We start from the raw sequence: 21193 nt of genomic DNA, 5'->3' as shown, positions 1-21193 counted from the left end.
AACTGATTGCTTGGCTATTTAAAATTATTCTTTAAAATTCTTACTAAACTATTTAAAGAAAACTCAATTTGTGCTTCACTATGCAAACAAGTCATAAAGAAACGTAATCGTGCTGCATCATAAGGAACTGAAGGATAAACCATTGGTTGAACATTAATTCCTTGTTGAGATAATTGTTGAGATAACTGTACAGCTTTGTATGGTTCACCAATAATAATTGGAATAATGGGAGAATCTTTACTTGCACCTGTATTCAATCCTTTACTCTTAGCTAATTCTAAAAAAAAACGCGATCGCGCTTGTAAACGAATCACTCTTTCTGGCTGAATTTTTAATAGTTTTAGGGCTTTCAAAGCTGCTGTGGTATTGGCTGGAGACATTCCCACACTAAATACAAAACCAGGGGAAGTATATTTAAGATATTCAATTAATTCTCGACAACCTGCGATATAACCACCGCAACTAGCAAAAGATTTACTCAGTGTTCCCATCCATAAATCAACATCGGCAGGGTTAATTTTAAAATGCTCTGAGATACCTCTTCCAGTTGAACCTAATACTCCAATTGAATGAGCTTCATCTACTAATAAAAAGGTTTGATAGCGTTTTTTTATTTCAATGATTTCTGGTAGCGGGGCAAGATCTCCATCAGTACTATAAACACCTTCGATCGCAATTAAAACTTTTTCATAACTATAGCGATGTTGCGCCAAGATTTCGGCTAATTTTTGATAGTTATTGTGGGGAAATTCAATTTTAGTTGCACCAGATAATTTACACCCTTCTTGAATACTATTGTGACTGAGAGAGTCACAGACAATTAAATCGCGATCGCTAAATAAATGCCCAATCGTGGTAACATTGGTCGCATGACCGCCAATATAGGCAATACAATCTTCAGTTCCGATAAAATCAGCAATTTCTCGCTCTAGCTCCCCATGAATCGCTCTTTCTCCTGAAACCAACCTACTAGCAGAAACAGAAGTTCCGTATTGCGCGATCGCATTTTGGGCTGCTTGAGTAACAATCGGATCACCAGACATCCCCACATAGTTATAACTAGAATAGTTAATTAATTCCTTGCCTTGAATTTGAGTAGTATCTTTGGCAATACCATCGTGGATAGTAAAGAAAGGATTACCCATAGCTTCAACGCGATTTAAATCTTGTTTGAGAGTGAGATATTGAGGTAAAAACTTAAAATCGCAAAATTCTGGCTTAATTTCAATTTTATCTATTGGTTCGAGTTTTTCTTTTGTTTCAATTCGATTGTGATCGACTACTTCTGTATTAAACCAAGGAGATGTTTTCTCTTCTGTCTCTATAAGTGGTAACTGATAACTGGTAACTGATAACTGGTAACTGTTATCCTCTCCTGCAATCTTTTCAAACAAATAATTAGCCAAAGCTTCAACAGTGGGATAATCAAAAGTAATGGTAAGAGGAATATCTATTTTTAGACTAGTTTGTAATTGATTTTTTAATTCCACTGCCATTAAAGAATCCATTCCCAAATCAGCAAAGTTTTCTTGTACATCCACAGATTTGCGATCGCTAAAACCTAAAACTTTGGCTACTTGAGTTTGAATATGTTGCTGAAAAGCTGAGATATTGGAAAATATTGGGTTTAAATTAGAAATTGGTTGATTTTTTACTTCAGATTTAGGCTTAAATAACTGAAAAAAAGTATTTTCTGGTTTTGCAGACAGAAATTTTGACCAATCGACAGGAAAGACTGCTAATTGAGAGTGATTTTGAAGCAATAACTGTTCTAATAATTCTAATCCAGAGTTTAATTCAATTGTTTCTAATCCTTCATCACTAAATCTTGCTTTTACCTCTGCATTTAAACTCGCAGCCATACCAAGATCATCCCACAATCCCCAGTTAATACTTAAACCAGGTAAACCAAAACTTCGACGATAATGCATCAAAGCATCCATAAAAGAATTAGCAGCAGCATAATTGCCTTGCCCAAATGTTCCTAAGATTGAAGTAATTGAGGAAAAGCAGACAAAAAAATCGAGGGGTAAATTTTGTGTTGCCAGATGTAGATTCCATGCCCCCATAATTTTAGGGGAAATTACTTTGGCAAAACGTTCCCAAGATAATTGTTGTAATAAACCGTCATCGATAATTCCCGCAGCGTGAATAATTCCCTTCAGTAGGGGCGAACTGCTGTTCGCCCTTACAATTCTGTTTACCGCTTCTAAATTAGCAATATCAGCTTGAATGACTTCAATTTGCGCGCCTGTTTCTTCTAGCTGCTGAATAATGACTTTTGCTTCTGAATTTGGTTTACTTCTACCTACTAAAATTAAATTTCTAGCACCTTTGTCTACTAACCATCGGGCAACTTGTAATCCTAACGCACCCAAACCACCTGTAATTAAATAACTACCTTGATCATTTATTTGCGTAAGGGCGGTTTGCAAACCGCCCTTACAATCAATCACGACTTTACCAATATGTTTGGCAGCAGCCATATGACGAAAAGCAGATTCCGCTTCTGTGATTGGAAATACTTGATGATGGAGAGGTTTTAATTTACCTAATCTAAACTGCTGCATTAATTCCCCAAGCATTTGTTTAATTAAACTTGGATTTTGTTGAGATACTTCTAAAAGATCGAAAAGATAATAAGCAACATCATTTCGTTTAGCTTTGATCTGACTTTCATCCCAAATTCCCAGCTTGCCAATTTCAACAAATTTACCTCCTGAAGCCAAAATATCTAAATTTTTAGAAATATATTCGCCATTAAGACTGTTTAAAACAATATCTATCCCTTTTCCTGCGCTTAGCTGCTTAATCTCCTCCGCAAAATCCAAACTACGGGAATTCATGACATATTTAATTCCGATAGATTTGAGAAAATCCCATTTACTGAGGCTAGCAGTAGCATAAACTTCTGCGGATGCTTGTTGGGCTATTTGTATCGCAGCTAAACCTACTCCACCCGCAGCAGCATGAATTAAAATCGAGTCCCCTGCTTTAATCTGGGCTAATTTATGTAATCCGTAATAAGCAGTTAAAAAAGTTGTGGGAATCGTAGCTGCTTCAGTAAAACTAAGCTGGGTTGGTTTGGCAATCACAAAATTTGCATTCACAACCACATGACTCGCTATACTACCAATGGCTTGGGCAGCAATAACCTCATCTCCAATTTGAAATTCCGTTACTCCTTCTCCGACGGCGACAATTCTTCCTGCACATTCGCCACCAAAAGGAATATCACTAGCATTAGTAAAACCCATTGAAGTTAGATATTCTTGCAACATCCCCAAAGCATTGAGAACATCACGGAAATTAACCCCGGCTGCACATACTTCTATAGTTACCTCTCCTGGTTTGGGTGAGTTTACGCGATCGCATACAATTGCCAAACGATCTAACATCCCGTAATCAGAGATTTGTAGACGAAATGATTCTTGGTTAGTTTTAGTTAATAATTTATATCTATCTAACCTTGCTACATAACGATTTCCTTGACGATAAGCAACTTGATGTTCCTGTTGAATGGAATTTAATTCTGATAAAACACAAGTAACTGGATCAAAACCATCAAGATCTAGTAAAGTGCAATTAAGCTGGGGATGTTCTGTGTTAATTACTCTTCCTAAACCCCACAAAGAAGAATGTTGAACTTGTAAAGAAGCTTGGTTTGCTGTTACTGCTTGAGTTTCCTGAGTAACTAATAAAAGTTTTGCAACTTGAAGCGATTTATTTTCTAATAAAGACTGGATTAAATATAAAACACTACCGCAACCTTGTTGTTGTGTCGTTACAAAATCTTCCGTCTCATCCAAACTCCATAAAAAAACTATGCCGATATTAGTTTGAACATAATCTTTCAGTAATTTTTGCCAATCTTCTCTAGAATTGCGATCGAGACTGTATCTAAAATTGGTATCTTCAACACAATCTTCGAGAGCTTTAGGAAAAACCAGCAGACAAGAACGATCACTCTTTTCTAACTCCTCTGCCAGTTTCTCTCCAACACCATATCGATCCGCAAAAATCAACCAATGATCAACACAAACTTGATACTCAGTTGCCTCCAAAGAAATAAATCTCTCTTTTCTCTCCTCTGTATCTTTGCTTTTCTGCGCGATATTATGATTAGAATTAGGAAACCAAACTAATTGATATAAATGCTCAGATAAATTTAATTTATTTATTTTGGTTTGAGTTAATTTTGTTAACGATTGTTGATTAACATATTGAAGCAATAAACCCTGAACTTTAGCTAGAATTAATCCATTACTATTCAATAAAACTAAATCAGCTTGTACACTTTGTGAATTATTACTTGGTTTAATTTCTACTTGACACCAAATACAATGATTGGGCTGACAATAAAAGTATAAGTTTTCTATTCCTACTGGTAAATATGACCCTGTTTTTTGTTGTTTAATTGCTGTACCTAAAAGTTGAAAACAGGCATCAAATAAAACAGGATGTAACTGATACTGATTTGCTTCAGAAATTAAATCATCAGGTAACTGAATTTTTCCAAAAACTTTATCTTCACTTTGCCAAATTTCTTGAAGAGCTTGGAAGTTTTTACCGTAATTTAATCCTTGCTGTTGTAGCTGTTGATAATAATCTTTGATTGATAAAAGATTGTCAAGACAATTTTGTTGTAATTGTTTTATATTCTTGTAAAAATGCTTCTTTGTTTGAGTAACTAACTTAATTTTTCCTGTTGCATGAGAAGTAAATTTAGCTTGTGATTCATTTAAACTAAAAATTTGCCAAGTATATTCTGAATCTGATTGAGGTTTCAATACTATTTGAACTATTTTATTTTCGTCAAAAGATAAAACTAAAGCTTGCTCGATTAAAAAATTTTTTATTAAAATATTACTATTTATCTGATATAGATTAGCTCCTGCTGCTAATGCCATTTCTAAATAACCAGTAGCAGGAAAAATTACTGTATTACCAAGACAATGATCTTTTAAATAAAAAGGATTATCTGGACTAAGTTCAACCTGAAAAACTATTTCTTCACTACTCGCTAAATAAATTTTTTGCTCAAGTAAAGGATGTAACTGAGAAGATTTTAATTGTTTGCCAGCAGCAAAACTAATTTGCTCTACAGGTAATTTAATACCTTCCCACCAATACCGTTTTCTTTGAAAAGGATAAGTAGGTAAAGAAACTATTTGATGAAAATTAGCTTGATATAAACTAGACCAATTAATTTTAATTTCCTGCGTATAAAGTTGCCCCAAACTTTGTAAAATTTGTTGATAATCTGATTGAGGCGGACGAAGGCTTGGCAGTAAATTAAGGAATGAATTATTATTTGATTTTTCTAAAATAGCAGAAGTCATTCCTAATAAAATAGGTTTAGCACCACATTCAATCGCAATTTCACAACCAAAATTAAATAAAGTTTCGATACTATTAACAAATCGCACAGGTTGAAGGATATGCTGACACCAATATTCAGGAGTAGTGATTGCTTCTGTAATTAATTTTCCTGTAACGTTAGAAATAAGATTGATTTGAGGATTAGAATATTTTATTTCTCTAGCAACCTGTTCAAATTCTACTAACATTGGTTGCATTAATGGAGAATGAAAAGCATGAGATACATTTAATGGTTTAGTTTTAATTCCCTCAGCTTCTAATTGATTGATAATTTTTGCGATCGCATTACTTTTTCCAGAAATAACAATACTTTGATAGCCATTAATTGCTGCTATAGCTATCTCATTTTGATAGTCTTGAATCGCTTTAATAACTTTTGCTTCTGAGGCTAAAACTGATGCCATCGTTCCATTTTGAGGCAAACTTTGCATCAATTTTCCTCTCACAGCTACCAACTTTAACGCATCTTCTAAACTAAATACTCCTGCAAGGCAAGCTGCTACATATTCTCCGATACTATGTCCCATTACTACCGTTGGTTTAATTCCCCAAGACATCCATAATTGGGCAAGAGAATATTCAATTGCAAATAAAGCTGGTTGAGTATATTGAGTTTGATTTACATCCTGTAGAGACGTTCTATGGAACGTCTCTACAGCGTTATCGGGATAAATTATTTCTAATAATGGTCGATCTAAATATGCTTGTAAAATTTCGGCACAATGATTTAAACTATCTCGAAAAATAGGTTGGGTTTCATATAATTCTTGACCCATTCCTACATATTGTGAACCCTGCCCAGTAAACAAAAAGGCAATTGGATTTTGATAATTTATATCAATTTTCTTTTGTCCTGAAAATAATCCTGTGGTTTCTTGATTAGAAACAAAATTATTTAGTTGTAATTGCAATTCTGGAATTGATTCAGTAACAATAGCAAAACGATAATTAAAATGAGTTCTTCTGGCATTAGCAGTAAAACAAAGATCTGTTAAAGAAATATCAGGATTACAATCTAAAAACTCAAGATAATTAACAACTAAATCTTTTAACGCTCGTTCACTTTTCGCAGAAATAGTAAATAAATTAAAAAAATATTTCTTCTCTTCTTTACCCCTCTGCACTTGCCCTCTGCCTTCTGCATTAGATAACACCACATGGGCATTCGTACCACCAAAACCAAAAGAATTAACTCCAGCAATCATCTCCTTTTCTTCACGCCACGGAGTTAATTTTGTTTGTACTTGAAAAGGTAAATTAGCAAAATCAATCGCAGGATTTGGTTGCTTGAAATGCAAACTAGGAGGAATTTCCCGATGATAAAGAGATAAGGCAACTTTAATTAATCCTGCCACACCAGCAGCAGTTTCTGTATGCCCAATATTAGTTTTAACTGAACCAATCGCACAATAATCTTCAAAAGAGCGATTTTCACTCAAAACCCTCCCCAAAGCTTCCATTTCCACAGGATCGCCTAATTTTGTTCCCGTACCGTGTGCTTCAAGATACTGAACTTGATTAGGTGCTACTCCTGCCCGTCGATAAGCTTTCCTTAATACAGCTTCCTGGGCATCGGGGTTCGGTGCAGCAATCCCATTACTAAAACCATCCTGATTCACCGCACTACCTTTAATAATGGCATAAATGCGATCGCGATCGCTCTGGGCTTGGGATAATGGTTTTAAAACTACAATTCCTGCCCCCTCACTACGAACATAACCATTAGCATCCGCATCGAAGCTTTTACATTTACCATCAGCAGACATAAAACCGCCTTTGGCAAAACCGACAACAATCGTGGGTAACAGCAGCACATTTACCCCACCTGCTAACGCCATTGTCGACTCTCCATTCCAAATACTTTGACAAGCGAGATGAATAGCTACTAAAGAAGAAGAACAAGCAGTGTCAACTGCCAAAGAAGGTCCTTTAAAATCAAAGATATAAGAGAGCCGATTAGCAGCAATACAATTACCCGTTCCCGTGGTTGCGTAGGGTTCACTCACAGGATTTTGCCACATCAAAATCGAATAATCGTGCGTACCAATGCCAATAAAGACACCCGTTTGACTCCCTGCTAATTTTGCTGGAATTTGTCCCCCATCTTCTAATGCTTCCCAAGCAACTTCTAATAACAATCGCTGCTGGGGATCCATTGTCATCGCTTCCTTGGGGGCAATGCCAAAAAAGAGAGGATCGAAAGATTCAATATCTTCTAAAAACCCACCCCAACGAGTATTAGCCTTACCCTCTTTGCTAGGATTGGGGTCATAATATTGATCTACATCCCATCGCGACTTAGGTACTTCTGTAATTGCATCTCCTCCCTTGCGCAACAACTGCCAAAAAGCTTGAGGATTCTTTGCGCCAGGAAAACGACAGCCAATACCAACGATCGCGATCGCATCTTGTGTCATAATAGTTAACAATCTGACTTGTACTTGCTCTTAATCAGAATAAATATACTAGCTACAACTTTTAATCGAGGCACCAGCGATTGTCAACAAATTTAACTTTTATAAAAGAAGTCTAAGCATCAAAGAACCAAGTCCACCAATAAATTTACCAAAATTGCCAGAACCTTGTTCTTTTTTGGCGTTTTCTGCTTCTAATGTCTCAATTAACTTCATTTTGTGCAGAAAATCTTGACTTGTCTCATAGCCAAGTTTATTATCCTGTTTTTTAAATAAATTAGCAGCTATTTCCGCTTTTTCTTGTGCTTTAACCCGATTATCAAAACCATATTCAATTAATCCTATCCCCAAATAAGCAGGCGCAAATTCTGGATCAATATTAATTGCCCGATTATAATGTTCCACCGCAGCACGAAAATTTCCTCTTTCCGTCTCTCTTACCGCCCAACGATAAAATTGTTCTGGTGTTCCTGCGCTTGTCGAAATTCCTTTTGTGCCTTCGATGTGGGCAGTACTCAAATCGACATCAGTAAGATTTGTATTAGTTAGATAAGCATTCCTTAAATCTGTTCCTGCTAAATTAGCCCCCGTTAAATTAGCCCCTGTTAAATTAGCACCATATAAAGAAGCCCCTGTTAAATTAGCACCGCTTAAATCAATCCCAGACAGATTAGCTTGACTAAGATTAGCATTGACTAAATTAGCACCACTTAAATTTCCTCCTGATAAATCAGCCATGACTAAACCAGAATTGGTTAAATCACATTGAGAACAATTTTTAGTAGCTAATAATTGATTAAGATCAGATAAATTTTCTGCTTGAGTGGAAATACTTAAAGAAATAATACTTAAAGTAGTCGCAGCGAATAAAATATTTTTCATAATTTTTACAATAACTTCGGCAAAGATTCCGCTATTTTAGCCTCTTGTTTTAAAACCGCCAGATAAACTTGTATTTAACAATCTCATTTAATTGATAAAAATATTATTTTTATTTTGTAGTAGCAATAATTCATTAATTCTCCCTAGGGAATGTTGATGAATTTATCTTTTAATTCTCTAAATATAGAGAGTTGACAAAAAATAAGCAAAAACTTTTTAATAGATTTAAAAATACTTAAATAATTTCTTTTTATACCCAATTTTTATACCAAAAATCACAATCCTGCTTTGATGTAAAAATTTTTTATTGGTGAATCTTTATTTTTATTAAAGGCAATAGGACAAGGAGATTTTTGGTTTAGTTCGTATGGTGGAATTATTGAAATTCCTGTAGTAGGTAGTTATATTGTAGATACGAGTTATATTGTTGCTTTTGAAGATACTTTAAATTACAAAGTTGAATTAATTGGTGGTCTTTCTTTTAATAATTTAAAAACAGGAATTTTAGGAGGACAAGGTCGTTTATGGATTCAATCTCGCAATCTTTATCCGTTGCTAAACTTTTTAAATGCCTTTCGTCCTACTAAAAGTAGTGATTAGAATTTTTTGAAAAACTAGGAGTATAAAAGTTTTGCTGAGGTTAAGCAACTTCTTTTATGTTTGTAAATTATATTTGTATGCGATCGCTTTAACCATTTAAATTTAACCATTGTCTAATTTCTCCTGCCAGCCAAACAGCTTCGTCCTGACTTAAAGCACCACCAAGATTATAAGTATGATTGATTGTCCGAATCCCTACCTGAAAAATTGAACCGGTACGCTGAATAAAAATATCGATAATTTCTGAATTAAAATAAGTTTGCTTACCATACTTTTTGCCTAAAAAAGTTCTAGTTAATTCCAAAGTATTTTCTTCAAAAGAAATATTGGTTTTAGTACCGCACAAAAGAGCAGCATAAACGCCCACAAAACTCCAAATAAATAATCCTATTGTTGGAGTAAAAGCACTCAAAATAAAACTAAACGAAAATAATAAATAATAAACAAACAATCCTCCACAACCAGCATTAAAAACCTCATTAAATCTAGCTAATCCTCCTGCGGGAATTTTAATTTTTAATTGTCGTTCATTTTGTTCCAGTTGAATTCGACTCGTATATGGTTGAAATAACTTATTTGTGAAAGATTTAGGCTTTTTCGTACTAGAAATAAATCTACCAGATAATAAAGCTTTCAAAGCAACTTCCGCGTTAGCAAAACGTTTTTCTACAGCTAATTCGGTAATTTTTTCTAGCCAATCAATTAAATCTGGCTGAAGATTAACGCGGTCGCGAAATTGAATTCGAGAATCTTGATGAGGCAAATCCGCAGGTGAGATTCCAGTAAGTAAGTGAATTAAAGTTGCTCCCAAGGCATATAAATCAGAAGCTGCAACAGCACGTCCCCAAAACTGTTCTAGCGGTGCATAACCACTTGTTCCCACCACTGTAAAAGTTACTCCTGTAACTGCTGCTTGGGCTTGTACTGCACCAAAATCAATTAAATAAATATGTTCATCTTCTCCCAAGATTAAATTACTGGGTTTGAGATCCCGATGAAGTACAGGAGGACACAATTGATGGAGATATATTAATATTTCTAGAGTTTCTTGGGCAATTTTACGAATTTTTGCCTCACTAAAACGCTTACCCTGTTCTAATAATTCTTGCAAAGAAAAACCTGGAATATAATCCTGTACCAGTGCAAACCAAGGCACTCCTTCACCAATTTGTTTATCTAAATCGAAATAATCTCGATATTTGGGAATACGAGGATGATCTAGTGTTTGTAATACTTGTGCTTCTCGCTCAAATAATTTTAGTTCTTCCCAATGCATTTGGGGACTGAAAGCTAACAATTTAATTGTTACTTTCTCTTCAGTATTTACATCTGTTGCCAGCCAAGTTTGATGTCCTGCTGCAGTACGTCCTAACTGTTTTTGAAGTTGATATTTTTCTTGTAAGATTTGTAGATTATTAAACACGGTTTTGAGAATGTGGGAGAAAAGACAAAAGTTATAGCGTTTCTCAAATTGGTAAGGTAAACCAGTTATCAGTTACCAATCAACCATCAACTATGAACTATCAACGCTCAATCAGTATCGAACAGATGTAACTCATAAAGCGTGAGAACTGCTATATATTGATATCTTCTGTCTTAACATTTATAAAAAATAGAGTGAGCAATACTCACCCTAAAATTGTATAAACTTAAGTTACTAATCTAATCAGTATGACCAGTCTGTAAAGACATTTCACTGGCTTTAGTCCATTCAGTATGGAAAAATTCTCCTCTAGGTTTATCTGTGCGTTCGTAGGTATGTGCGCCAAAATAATCTCTTTGAGCTTGAGTTAGATTTTGTGGTAAATTAGCCCGTCGATAGCTATCAAAATAGTCTAAAGAAGAACTAAAAGCAGGTACAGGAATACCAAGATGACTGGCTACTGCTAACACTTCTCGCCAAGCTTCCTGACGATCTAAAATAGTCTGTTTAAATTCGGGTGCTAGTAGCAAATTAGGTAGAGAGGGATTTTCGTTAAAGGCTGTTTTAATTTTGTCAAGGAAACCAGCCCGAATAATACAACCACCTTTCCAAATTCGAGCAATTTCTGCCAAATCAAGATTGTAATTATATTCTGCTGATGCTTTAGCTAGTAATGCCATCCCTTGAGCATAGGAACACATTTTCGAGCAGTAGAGAGCATCCCGAACTTTATTGATGAAGGCTGGTATGTCACCTTCATATTTGCCAGTGGGACCAGTTAACAATTTAGCAGCAGCAACTCTTTCTGCTTTATAAGATGACATTACTCTGGCATTAACTGCAGCATACATAGTTGGAATTGGTACGCCTAATTCTAAAGAACTTACGATTGTCCATCTTCCCGTACCTTTTTGTCCTGCCGAATCAAAAATTAAATCTACTAAGGGTAAATCAGTTTGAGGATCGATAAAAGTGAAAATATCGGCGGTAATCTCAATCAAGAAAGAATTTAACTCATCGGTAGTATTCCAGTCCGCAAATACTTTGTGTAGCTGCAAATGATCGAGTCCCAAGGCATTTTTGAGAATGTCATAGGCTTCCGCAATTAATTGCATATCGCCGTATTCAATACCGTTGTGAACCATTTTGACATAGTGACCAGCACCCCGAGGACCGATATAGGTAACACAAGGACCATCATCGACTTGAGCAGCAATTTTAGTCAGGATTGGTTCTAATTCATTATAGGCTGCTTCTGTACCACCAGGCATTAAACTAGGGCCATTAAGTGCGCCTTCTTCACCACCACTAACTCCCATGCCAACAAAACCAAGTCCAGTAGCTTCTAGTTCATTGGTACGTCTCTCCGTATCTTCATAAAGAGAGTTACCGCCATCAATGATCATATCTCCTTCATCAAGGAGAGGTTTAAGTTGTTCGATAACTGCATCGACAGGTTTCCCCGCCTTAACCATTACTAAAATCTTGCGAGGACGTTCTAAAGCTTGAACAAATTCTTCAAGAGAATAGGCAGCTTGAACATTTTTGTCTTTGGCTCTTATCGCCATAAATTCTTCAGTTTTAGCTGCTGTTCGGTTATAGACAGCAATAGGAAAGCCTCTACTTTCCACATTAAGAGCTAGGTTTTCTCCCATTACGGCTAAACCGATTACGCCGAAAGTTCTTGGTGTCATAAGTAATGAGCTTGTTTGGAGGGTCTTATTATTTTCAGGCTAGCTCGTATTTCTAAATTTTTGCCGTAAAAAAGGTATTAAATTTCTGAGAGTTTCTTGGGAAAAGTATTTTTGATTACCGTTTTTTATCAAATTAGCTTCTACTAATTCTACGGGGTAACTGCTCACATATTTTTCTCCCAATTAGGTTGAAACAAAGTTATAAATATTGCTGTACGGGAATACCAATTCAGCTTAGAATGCGTCTCAAATCTCGCTCAAAATCTAAAACTCGTTCTCGATTTCAGCTGGGAGATGTTTTTAAAAAACACTTACTAGCTTTTTTCTCTCCTTGGCTACATCTCGATTGGTTTTTACTGCTACTGGTAGTAGGTTTGACCATTTTTGGTGGTTTGACTATTCTCAGTACAGAATTGTATGAACAACTCGATCGCGGTTATCAACATTGGTTGATTGGCGGAGTTGGTTTAGCTATATCCTTAACAATTGCTCGTTGTCCCTATCAAGTTTTACTGAAATGGCATTGGTTGACTTATGCTTTAACTAATTTATCTTTGATTGCGGTAATGGTTAACGGTGTAACCGCTAATGGGGCGCAAAGTTGGATTACTATTGGTGGTTTTAATGTCCAACCATCAGAGTTTGCCAAGGTGGGCGTAATTATTACCTTAGCTGCTTTATTACACAATAAAGACACTGCAAATTTGGGTGCAGTTATACGCACTCTAGCTATTACGGCTGTTCCTTGGACATTAATTTTTTTACAGCCAGATTTAGGTACTTCACTTGTCTTTGGTGTAATTACGATCGCTATGCTTTATTGGGCAAATGCTAACCCCGGTTGGTTACTTTTACTTCTTTCTCCCTTAATTTCAGCAATTCTCTATCACGTTTATCTTCCTGCCTGGATTATTTTTGCGATCGCTATGATCGCCATTGCCTGGCTGACTCTGCCAATGAAACTGCTTTCTTCTTTAATCGCTTTAGGAATTAATTGTGCTGCGGTAGAGTTGGGTAATATTTTTTGGGGATTATTGAAAGATTATCAAAAAGACCGCTTGATTTTGTTTCTCGATCCTGAAAAAGACCCTTTAGGGGGAGGATATCACCTGATTCAATCTCGCATTGCGATCGGTGCTGGAGGAATGTGGGGGCAAGGATTCAATCACGGTACACAAACTCAACTTAATTTTATCCCCGAACAGCATACTGATTTTATCTTTTCTGCCGTAGGTGAGGAATGGGGTTTTATTGGTAGTGTGTTATTATTGTTGGTTTTTTGGTTAATTTGCGTACGATTAGTTTTAATTGCTACTAGAGCTAAAGATAACTTTGGTTCTCTCCTAGCTATTGGCATTTTAGCTATGATTGTTTTCCCAGTCATTGTTAACATTAGTATGACGATTGGACTTGCTCCTATTACGGGTATTCCTTTGCCTTGGATGAGTTACGGTCGTTCGGCATTGTTAAGTAATTTTATAGCAATTGGATTAGTACAATCGGTAGTTAATCATGCCAGTCAGAAAAAGAGAAAAGATTATTTTCTTGGTTAAATCTATTTTTATAAGTAAAACTTAAGTTTATAGTTAAATTTGATTGAAAATTTGTTAGTGAAGCTTATTGAGAACGACTGAATTTTTCTGACGAATTTATTGGGTTTGAGCTTGTTTTTTTAAAATTAACCCGATATTATATGGTAGGATGTGGTTTTTATTGGCTTTTTGGAAAATTTACTTTTCTTTATGTTATTCAAGTAATTGACTCGTCTCGGTTTTAAGTTTAAACGGGTTGACCGACTTAATATTTTGTAATGCAAACTTGCTTAGTTTATTGACTAAGCATAATTGCTAGGATTGACAAAAAAGCAGTTACAAGTTAATAGTGAGCAGTTGCCATTTAATTTTCAAAGTAGACAAGGTTTAAGATAGTAATTGGTTTGATTCTGGATTGGCTGATTGACTAATAATGTAAATTAAATAAATTGAAATAATCGCAGCGAAAAAACACCATACAGAAATAAAAGCATAACTAAACACAAGATAAGTAATCATTGCTGAAATAAACATTAAAGCTCCCAAAAGATTAAAGCTCCGATTAGAGCAAATAAACAAGGGAATCAAAACAATCAACATATAAACTATCCAACTAAAATCTTTTGGCAAGAAAACCTGATTATTAAAAAAGAAATTTATTCGATAAGAAATTGAATGCTCGATTACGTGAATTTCTAGCCAATCGCTGTAATTTAATAAAGGCAAATATAAGCAAGCACCATAAATAAAACCAACTAAAGTAAATATTGCCAATACCTTCTTCAATAGTTGATTTGTTTCTACTGAATAAGCCGAACCAGGAATCCAAAACAACCAGAAAAAGTGAGAAAAAAACAAAAAACCCAAAGCAGCAGAATGAACTGTTTGAGTATGATTGGAAGCAATTCCTAACCAAAGCAATCCTTCAAAAGCTTGTTGAATTCCAAAAAATAGAGGCAAAGACGCGATCGCAAGATAGGTTTTGTCTTTTGTGGCTGCCTCTCTAAGACAATAGATTCCTGTCGGAATTAATAATACAGAAGCTGTAAAACTAGCAGAAGCAGAAAAACACATATAGCATTCATATCTAAGTTGTCAAAACTGAGCGGCAAAAAATTTTCGTTGGTTGCTATGCGAACTTTGAGTGAAGTTAATAGTTAATAGTTGATTAATTAAGTCGATGTGAACTATGAATTATTTTTGAGAGCTAAGATCGTTTTCAGCTATAACCATTCTACCTTTTGAATTTTAACCTTTAATTTTTGGCTTTTTTTTTAAACTTGGTATTAGTTAAATCTGTATTAGTTAAATTGGTATGAGTTAAATTACTATTTTGCAAATTTGCTCCCATCAATTTAGCATTAGATAAATCAGCATGAGTTAAATCAGTATAACTTAAATCTGCTGCAATCAATTTCGCTCCTGATAAACAAGTATTAGTTAAATTTGCTCCTTGTAAATTAGCTTCGATCAAATTAATATTGGCTAAATTTAATCCTGATAAATCCGCTTGTTGTAAATTTATTTGGCGAAAATTTCTGCGTCCCAAAGCATAACCTGTAATTAAATTAGCAAGATTGCTATAACTAATTGTTCTTTTTAGTGGATAAGTAAAAGGAAAAGTAAAACTATCTTTGCTTTGCAGAACTTGTTTTATTTCTTGATAAAAAGAATCAAAATTAGACTCTTGAATGCCACTCAAATTAACCCAAGCTCTAGTTCTAGTTAAAGCTACTAATAATTGATTACGTAGATAAATATTACTTTCATTTTTAGCTATACGATCTAAACCAATTAAGTAAACAAAATCTGCTTCTTGTCCTTTAGCGCGATGAATAGTTGTAATTGTAACTGCACCTTCTTCCCAAAATATATTTTCTTTCGGTAAAACAGTATATATTCCTTGTCGATGTAAAAATTTAGCTGTATGAAAAGTAAGTTCTTTTGCTTCCCAATGATTTCCTAAAACAATCACTAAAATTTCTTGAGCAGGACGCAAACCATCTTTTCTTAAATTATATTTAATCTGTTGGGCTAAAGCAGTTAATTCTTGTTGACGAGAAGTATAAGTTGTAAATTCAATTATTTCTTGTTGCGATAATTGATCGATAGGATTTAATGAATTTTGTGAAGCACGTTTAATCGTAATTGGTTCACCAATTTTAAAACTTCCCTCTACTTGATAACCGATCGCTTCCCATTCTGCTTTAGTAGTAAAACCACTAAGCATTCCTTGAGGACGTAATAAACCCATCGCGATCGCATAAGCAGCAGTTACAATTAAATGAGGAGTACGATAACAATGAGGAATTGTTTCAGTTTTATTAATTTGATTGGGATAAGTCCCAATCGCTAAATGACCTAATTCTTCACCAAACAACTCACTAGCAGTAGGAATTTTTAAACAAGCTAAACTTTGAAGTTCATCATAAGCCCAAATCAATCTTTTTTGTTCAGGATAAATTGAATTGATTGGGCGTAAAGATTGATAAGCAAGCCAATAAAATGGTTGTTTATTTTGATATTTCCATTGATTAACAATTAAGTCTTGTCCTTCATCTATTAAAATCGCATCAAAGACTTGAGGAATAGCAGTTGATTGTAGAAGATGAAAACAAACTTCTCCTAACGCTTCGTTGGGTTGATAGCTTTCTGTAAACTTGACAGCTAAGGGAGTTTTTCCTGCTAGTTGACAAATGGTACTATAAAAACCTGGTTGATATTTTCCTCCCCAAGCGTGGAGAATTTTTAAGTTAGAATCTTGTGGATTATAAGTTTGTTTTCCGTCAGTAAAATAAGTAATCCATTGAGAAATTTTTTCTATAATTACCTGATAAAGACTTCGAGAGAAAAAAACCACAGCAATTTGCCAATCAGGATATTTAAGATGCATCAAAGCAGCTTTTTGACAGAGAATAATAGTCTTACCTGAACCTGCTATCCCCCTAATTGTTTGTAAGCCTGGTGGAATTTGCTTGGCAATTTTTTCCTGTTGTAAATCGAATTGAGCTAAACGCGATCGCGCCTGTTTTAAAATATCTCCTCGACTTTGTTTGGCAACCAAAAAGGAACGAGAAGTTGGAACTAATACAGAACTACCTGTTAAAATAGATAAGAATATTTGCCATTGAGTTACTGTTAATTGACTTCCTTTTGTTAGTGAAGGGATTTCTGAAATAAATTGGCAGATTTGGTTATTATTTTGGAGAAAATTTTTAAATAAAATGGGAGGATTACTGAGTAGTTTAGTAAATCCTTTATCTTGCCATTGTTGTTCAGTAATATAAGGAAGAGCAATTATCGCTCTGGCGGGAACTCGATCTTTTAAAAGTGGTTCTTGATTAAAATATTCTAGTAGAGTAAATAATTGACTTTCTGCTTGCTGATAAGGATTACCATAATCAGTATAAAAATTTTGATATTGCCAACGATGACCTTCAAGCTTAACTATCTGTTCGCTCCGAATTGATTTAACTTCAATAACAATTAAACCTAGTTGCTCATCAACAATTAAAATATCTACTTCTTGACGAGATTTTTTAGGAGAAAAAAAAATGGGATAACGCCAATAAGCTAAACATTTCCGTTCAGAAAAAGCTGCTTGGATACTATCCCATACTAACTGTTCTCCTACTTCTCCTTTATTTCCTAAAGGTTCGGTAGCAATAAAATGGGAATAATTAGTCATCTAAAAATATAGTACGAGTCAAACTTACCAAATAAAAATTGCTTTTACTTAATAATCGCTCTCAAACAAATCTAAGGTTTTACTGCTTCTAGAATCCGAGAAAAATAAAAACGAGTGCTAGTCATTCCCGTTCTTTTAATTGCAAAACCATTCTCTTCTAAAATTTTAATAATATCACTTTCTTTATGTTGATAAGCTCTAGTAGTTTTAGAAGGACCAGGAAAAAACTCGCCAATTTTTTTTAAAATTGATAAGAAAAAAGTTTTTGGTGCAAAACTTAGAATTAAACGAGACTCTGCCAAAGATGCTAAATGTCCAATCATTTGCGCTGCATCTTCTTGGGGATAATGAATCAAAACATCCAAACAAATAACTGTATGGTACTTTCCCCTTAAAGCTTCTAAATCTTCTACCGCAAAAGAAAGATTATTAGTATTTTTCAAAATTGCTTGAGCTTTTTCTTGAGCCTCTCCTACCATTTTTTCAGAGATATCACTTGCATAAACTCTAGCACCAGCATCAGCCAAAGGAATACTCAGACTACCTACTCCACAACCAGCATCACAAATTGAAATTTGAGCTAAATTACCATCTGCTTGTAACCACTCTATAACTGTATCAATAGTTTGTTGATGTCCAATGCGAATATCATTTTGGACTTTATTTACCTCTCCCTGTCCGTAAATTCTTCGCCAACGATCAAATCCAGTTGCGTTGAAATATTCTTTGACAATCGCTTTATCGTCTACTGTATTCTGTCTAGCAAAATTCATGAGTCAATTTATTAAACAATATTCTCGTAGCCTTAAATAATATCGTAATAATGACCTTTTTTTCTTTGAGACTTACTCTGAATTTAATCCGCGAATCGCTTTTAGGTCTTTTAAATCAACTACGCCATAACTTAAACAAATTATTAAGCAAAGACTTGTCGGTAGATTGTCTTGGTTTAACTAAAAACTTTTGCCGCTCAACATTTGCTAGTACCACTTTAGAAGAGGAAACTAAATTAGTTGATTTAATGCCATAGTTATCGACTAGTACTTCTTCTAATAATCCCACCACAATCAAACGAAAAGCAGCAATCTGAATATTTTTAATTGGTTGCATTAATTCAAGAGCCATAGTTTCTATCGAAGTTGCTCGATCAGCTTGCTCCCAAATTTTTCTTTCTAAGGAAATTAACTTCAGAAATGGTTGATTAACTGTTCGTTGCAAAGCCAGATTAGACTTTGGTAATTGCTCGCCGAAAACTCGCCAATCTTTGACCAATCTAAGACCATACATTGCCACCTCGGTAGCTTTCATCCGATGTCCAGTCATTTCCAACCAAGGCAATGTCATCAAACGATCTTGTAGTTCAGAAAGCTCATCAAATCTAAACCAACCAGAGGTTAATTCAAATAATTGATACACTTGATGTAACTGTAACTGAAAAATTAGCCGTAGCTTATCTCTAGTTAGCAATTTCATCTGATCTAGATATACTCCTAAAGGCATTTCTGTCGGACACAAAGTTCTCAGTTTCTCAGTAATTAGAGGACTAAGCCAATTTCTAGTTTCAATTAAAGTAATTAAACCACGATGATTAAGGCGATCGCTAATCGCGACTAAATAGCCCTCTCGAAACCAAAGATAATAAATTCTTTTGAGATTACTTGTTTGATTATTTAATGGTATTTGTACAATAAGACGACCAGTTTTTTTGCCTTCTTCAATAATCCGAAATAGTTCTGGCAATAAAAACAAGTCTAGAGAGCTACTAATACTCATTTGTCAATTAGCTCCCGATGGAGTGGGCAGTTAAAGTCTAACCGAATAATTAGTAAAATTTACTGATTTTGATAACTTCTCGAAGTCTTGATTCGTTAATTTTTCTTAATTTAACTTACTGGTCTATAAAAGTTAAAGCTTTTCCGCGAATTTCAGTATAAAGTTTGCTCTTTTGGTAAACAATTTGACCATTAACAATGGTAACTACTGGCCATCCCGTTAATTGCCAACCTTCAACTAAAACAAGATCGGCATCATAGCCAAAGCGCGATCGCTTCTTGATTAGGAATTCCATAACCTTGAGCTTTTTCTTCCAAAGTGTGAGGTTCGTGATCGGTTGCAATAAAATCAATTACTCCATCTAGTAAAGCTTGCCAAAGAATTTGATTATTTTCAGGCGATCGCGAAGGAGGATTCATTTGTGCTAAAGTACTAATCTCTTCATAGGCATTGGTATTAAGTAATAAATGTTGAGGCGTTACCCAAGCAGGTTTATCGTGACGAAGTAATTCAGCTTCAACTCCCGTAGAAAGATGTAAAATATGTAGACGGCGTTGGTCTTTCTTTGACAATTTGAGAGCTAATTTGGTTGCATTTAAAGCTGCCTGCTCGTCTTGGATTTGAGAATGTATCGCTGGGTTAGTTTGACCTACAAATTGCTTACGTCTTTCAACAATTCGAGCTGAATCCTCAGCATGAACAGCAATCAAACGTTTTCCTGTGGCAAAAATAGGTTCTAATTCCTCTTCGCGACTAACTAATAAAGCTCCGTGAGAAGAACCCATAAAAATTTTAATTCCACAAGTAGGATTAGCCGTGATTAAATCGGGCAAATTTGCTGCCGTTGCGCCAATAAAAAAGCCATAATTAACTAAACACTTGTTAGCTGCTCTTTGTAATTTATCATCCAAGTCCGCTTGGGTGAGAGTCAAAGGTCGAGTATTAGGCATTTCTAAAAAAGAAGTCACTCCACCTTTAGCACAAGCACAACTGGCAGTAAACAAATCTTCTTTATGTTCTAATCCTGGTTCGCGAAAATGTACTTGGGGATCAATTACACCAGGCAACAAAGTCAATCCAGTTGCGTCAATAACTTCATCCGTTTCAATAGGAATAATTTCTGGGGCAATTTCTGCAATTTTTCCCTAATTAATTCGTAAATCTCCTTGAAGCAGACTACCATTTCTAAGGAGAATTTGAGCTTGACTAATTAACAAAGTAGTAGTGTTGGAGGACATATGCTTATGACAAAAAAAGAAGAAAATGCTGTAGTTGAAATTCTAAAAACCCTTGGTACTGCTGCTATTTTAGCGTTTGGTATCCGAGCTTTTGTAGCGGAAGCTCGCTATATTCCTTCATCTTCGATGGAACCTACTTTAGAAATTAACGACCGTTTGATTATTGAGAAGATTAGTTATCATTTTCGCTCACCAGAGAGAGGTGATGTGGTAGTTTTTTCTCCGACAGAAAAACTCAGAGAACAAAATTTTAAAGACGCTTTTATTAAAAGAGTAATTGGTCTTCCTGGAGAAACTGTTGAAGTTAAAGGCGAAAAAGTTTATATCAATGGTCAAGCTTTAAAAGAGCAATACATCAAAGAATCTCCCGAATATCAATATGGTCCAATTGTTGTTCCTGAAGATCAGTATTTGGTTTTGGGAGATAATCGCAATAATAGCTATGATTCTCATTATTGGGGTTTTGTACCCAAGGAGAATCTAATTGGTCGAGCAATGGTACGTTTTTGGCCATTTAATCGACTGGGATCAATCGACCAACAACCTGTTAATTATGATCATCAATAG

The 21193-nt window shown here is 35.0% G+C and carries 10 protein-coding genes and 2 pseudogenes; 3 read left to right on the top strand and 9 right to left on the bottom strand.

The window, feature by feature from the left end:
• Nucleotides 1–14: 14 nt before the first annotated feature.
• Complete coding sequence (locus STA7437_RS05465) at nucleotides 15–7799, bottom strand: type I polyketide synthase (protein WP_015192374.1); 7785 nt, start codon at nucleotides 7797–7799, stop codon at nucleotides 15–17.
• Nucleotides 7800–7898: 99 nt separating this feature from the next.
• A complete protein-coding gene (locus tag STA7437_RS05460; protein ID WP_015192373.1) occupies nucleotides 7899–8678 on the bottom strand; it encodes a pentapeptide repeat-containing protein in 780 nt (259 codons plus the stop codon).
• Nucleotides 8679–8978: 300 nt separating this feature from the next.
• On the opposite strand from STA7437_RS05460, the pseudogene STA7437_RS25400 reads away from it, so the two are divergent.
• Nucleotides 8979–9278: pseudogene (locus STA7437_RS25400) on the top strand (AIM24 family protein); the annotation flags it as partial.
• Nucleotides 9279–9366: 88 nt separating this feature from the next.
• Here STA7437_RS25400 and STA7437_RS05455 read toward each other — a convergent pair.
• Entirely contained in the window at nucleotides 9367–10701 is a 1335-nt protein-coding gene (locus tag STA7437_RS05455) for a serine/threonine protein kinase (RefSeq protein WP_015192372.1), read from the bottom strand.
• A 239-nt stretch (nucleotides 10702–10940) separates the two neighbouring features.
• Nucleotides 10941–12395 carry a decarboxylating NADP(+)-dependent phosphogluconate dehydrogenase gene (gene gnd / locus STA7437_RS05450; protein WP_015192371.1) on the bottom strand — a complete coding sequence of 485 codons (1455 nt, stop codon included), beginning with the start codon at nucleotides 12393–12395 and terminating at the stop codon, nucleotides 10941–10943.
• Between the two features lie 239 nt (nucleotides 12396–12634).
• Between gnd and rodA the strand changes: the two genes are divergently transcribed.
• Nucleotides 12635–13948, top strand: a complete 1314-nt coding sequence (gene rodA / locus STA7437_RS05445) for a rod shape-determining protein RodA (RefSeq protein ID WP_015192370.1) — start codon at nucleotides 12635–12637, stop codon at nucleotides 13946–13948.
• 366 nt (nucleotides 13949–14314) lie between these two features.
• On the opposite strand, the gene STA7437_RS05440 is transcribed toward rodA, so the two are convergent.
• The 5 genes and pseudogenes from STA7437_RS05440 to STA7437_RS05420 all read right to left on the bottom strand — a co-directional run bounded on the left by STA7437_RS05440 (nucleotide 14315) and on the right by STA7437_RS05420 (nucleotide 20626).
• Nucleotides 14315–15001, bottom strand: a complete 687-nt coding sequence (locus STA7437_RS05440) for a DUF6629 family protein (RefSeq protein WP_015192369.1) — start codon at nucleotides 14999–15001, stop codon at nucleotides 14315–14317.
• A gap of 181 nt (nucleotides 15002–15182) precedes the next feature.
• Complete coding sequence (locus STA7437_RS05435; RefSeq protein WP_015192368.1) at nucleotides 15183–17615, bottom strand: pentapeptide repeat-containing protein; 2433 nt, start codon at nucleotides 17613–17615, stop codon at nucleotides 15183–15185.
• Nucleotides 17616–17686: 71 nt separating this feature from the next.
• Nucleotides 17687–18388, bottom strand: a complete 702-nt coding sequence (gene bchM, locus STA7437_RS05430) for a magnesium protoporphyrin IX methyltransferase (protein WP_015192367.1) — start codon at nucleotides 18386–18388, stop codon at nucleotides 17687–17689.
• 115 nt (nucleotides 18389–18503) lie between these two features.
• Entirely contained in the window at nucleotides 18504–19388 is an 885-nt protein-coding gene (locus STA7437_RS05425; protein ID WP_015192366.1) for a DUF4388 domain-containing protein, read from the bottom strand.
• Nucleotides 19389–19503: 115 nt separating this feature from the next.
• A pseudogene (locus tag STA7437_RS05420) lies at nucleotides 19504–20626 on the bottom strand (amidohydrolase family protein).
• 6 nt (nucleotides 20627–20632) lie between these two features.
• Here STA7437_RS05420 and lepB point away from each other — a divergent pair.
• Nucleotides 20633–21193, top strand: coding sequence for a signal peptidase I (gene lepB, locus STA7437_RS05415; protein WP_015192365.1), 561 nt, complete (start codon nucleotides 20633–20635; stop codon nucleotides 21191–21193).

It is taken from the genome of Stanieria cyanosphaera PCC 7437, assembly GCF_000317575.1.
In the GTDB taxonomy this organism is placed as follows: Bacteria; Cyanobacteriota; Cyanobacteriia; order Cyanobacteriales; family Xenococcaceae; genus Stanieria; species Stanieria cyanosphaera.
The sequence above is the reverse complement of the archived record's forward strand: the minus strand, read 5'-3'. Positions and strand labels throughout refer to the sequence as shown.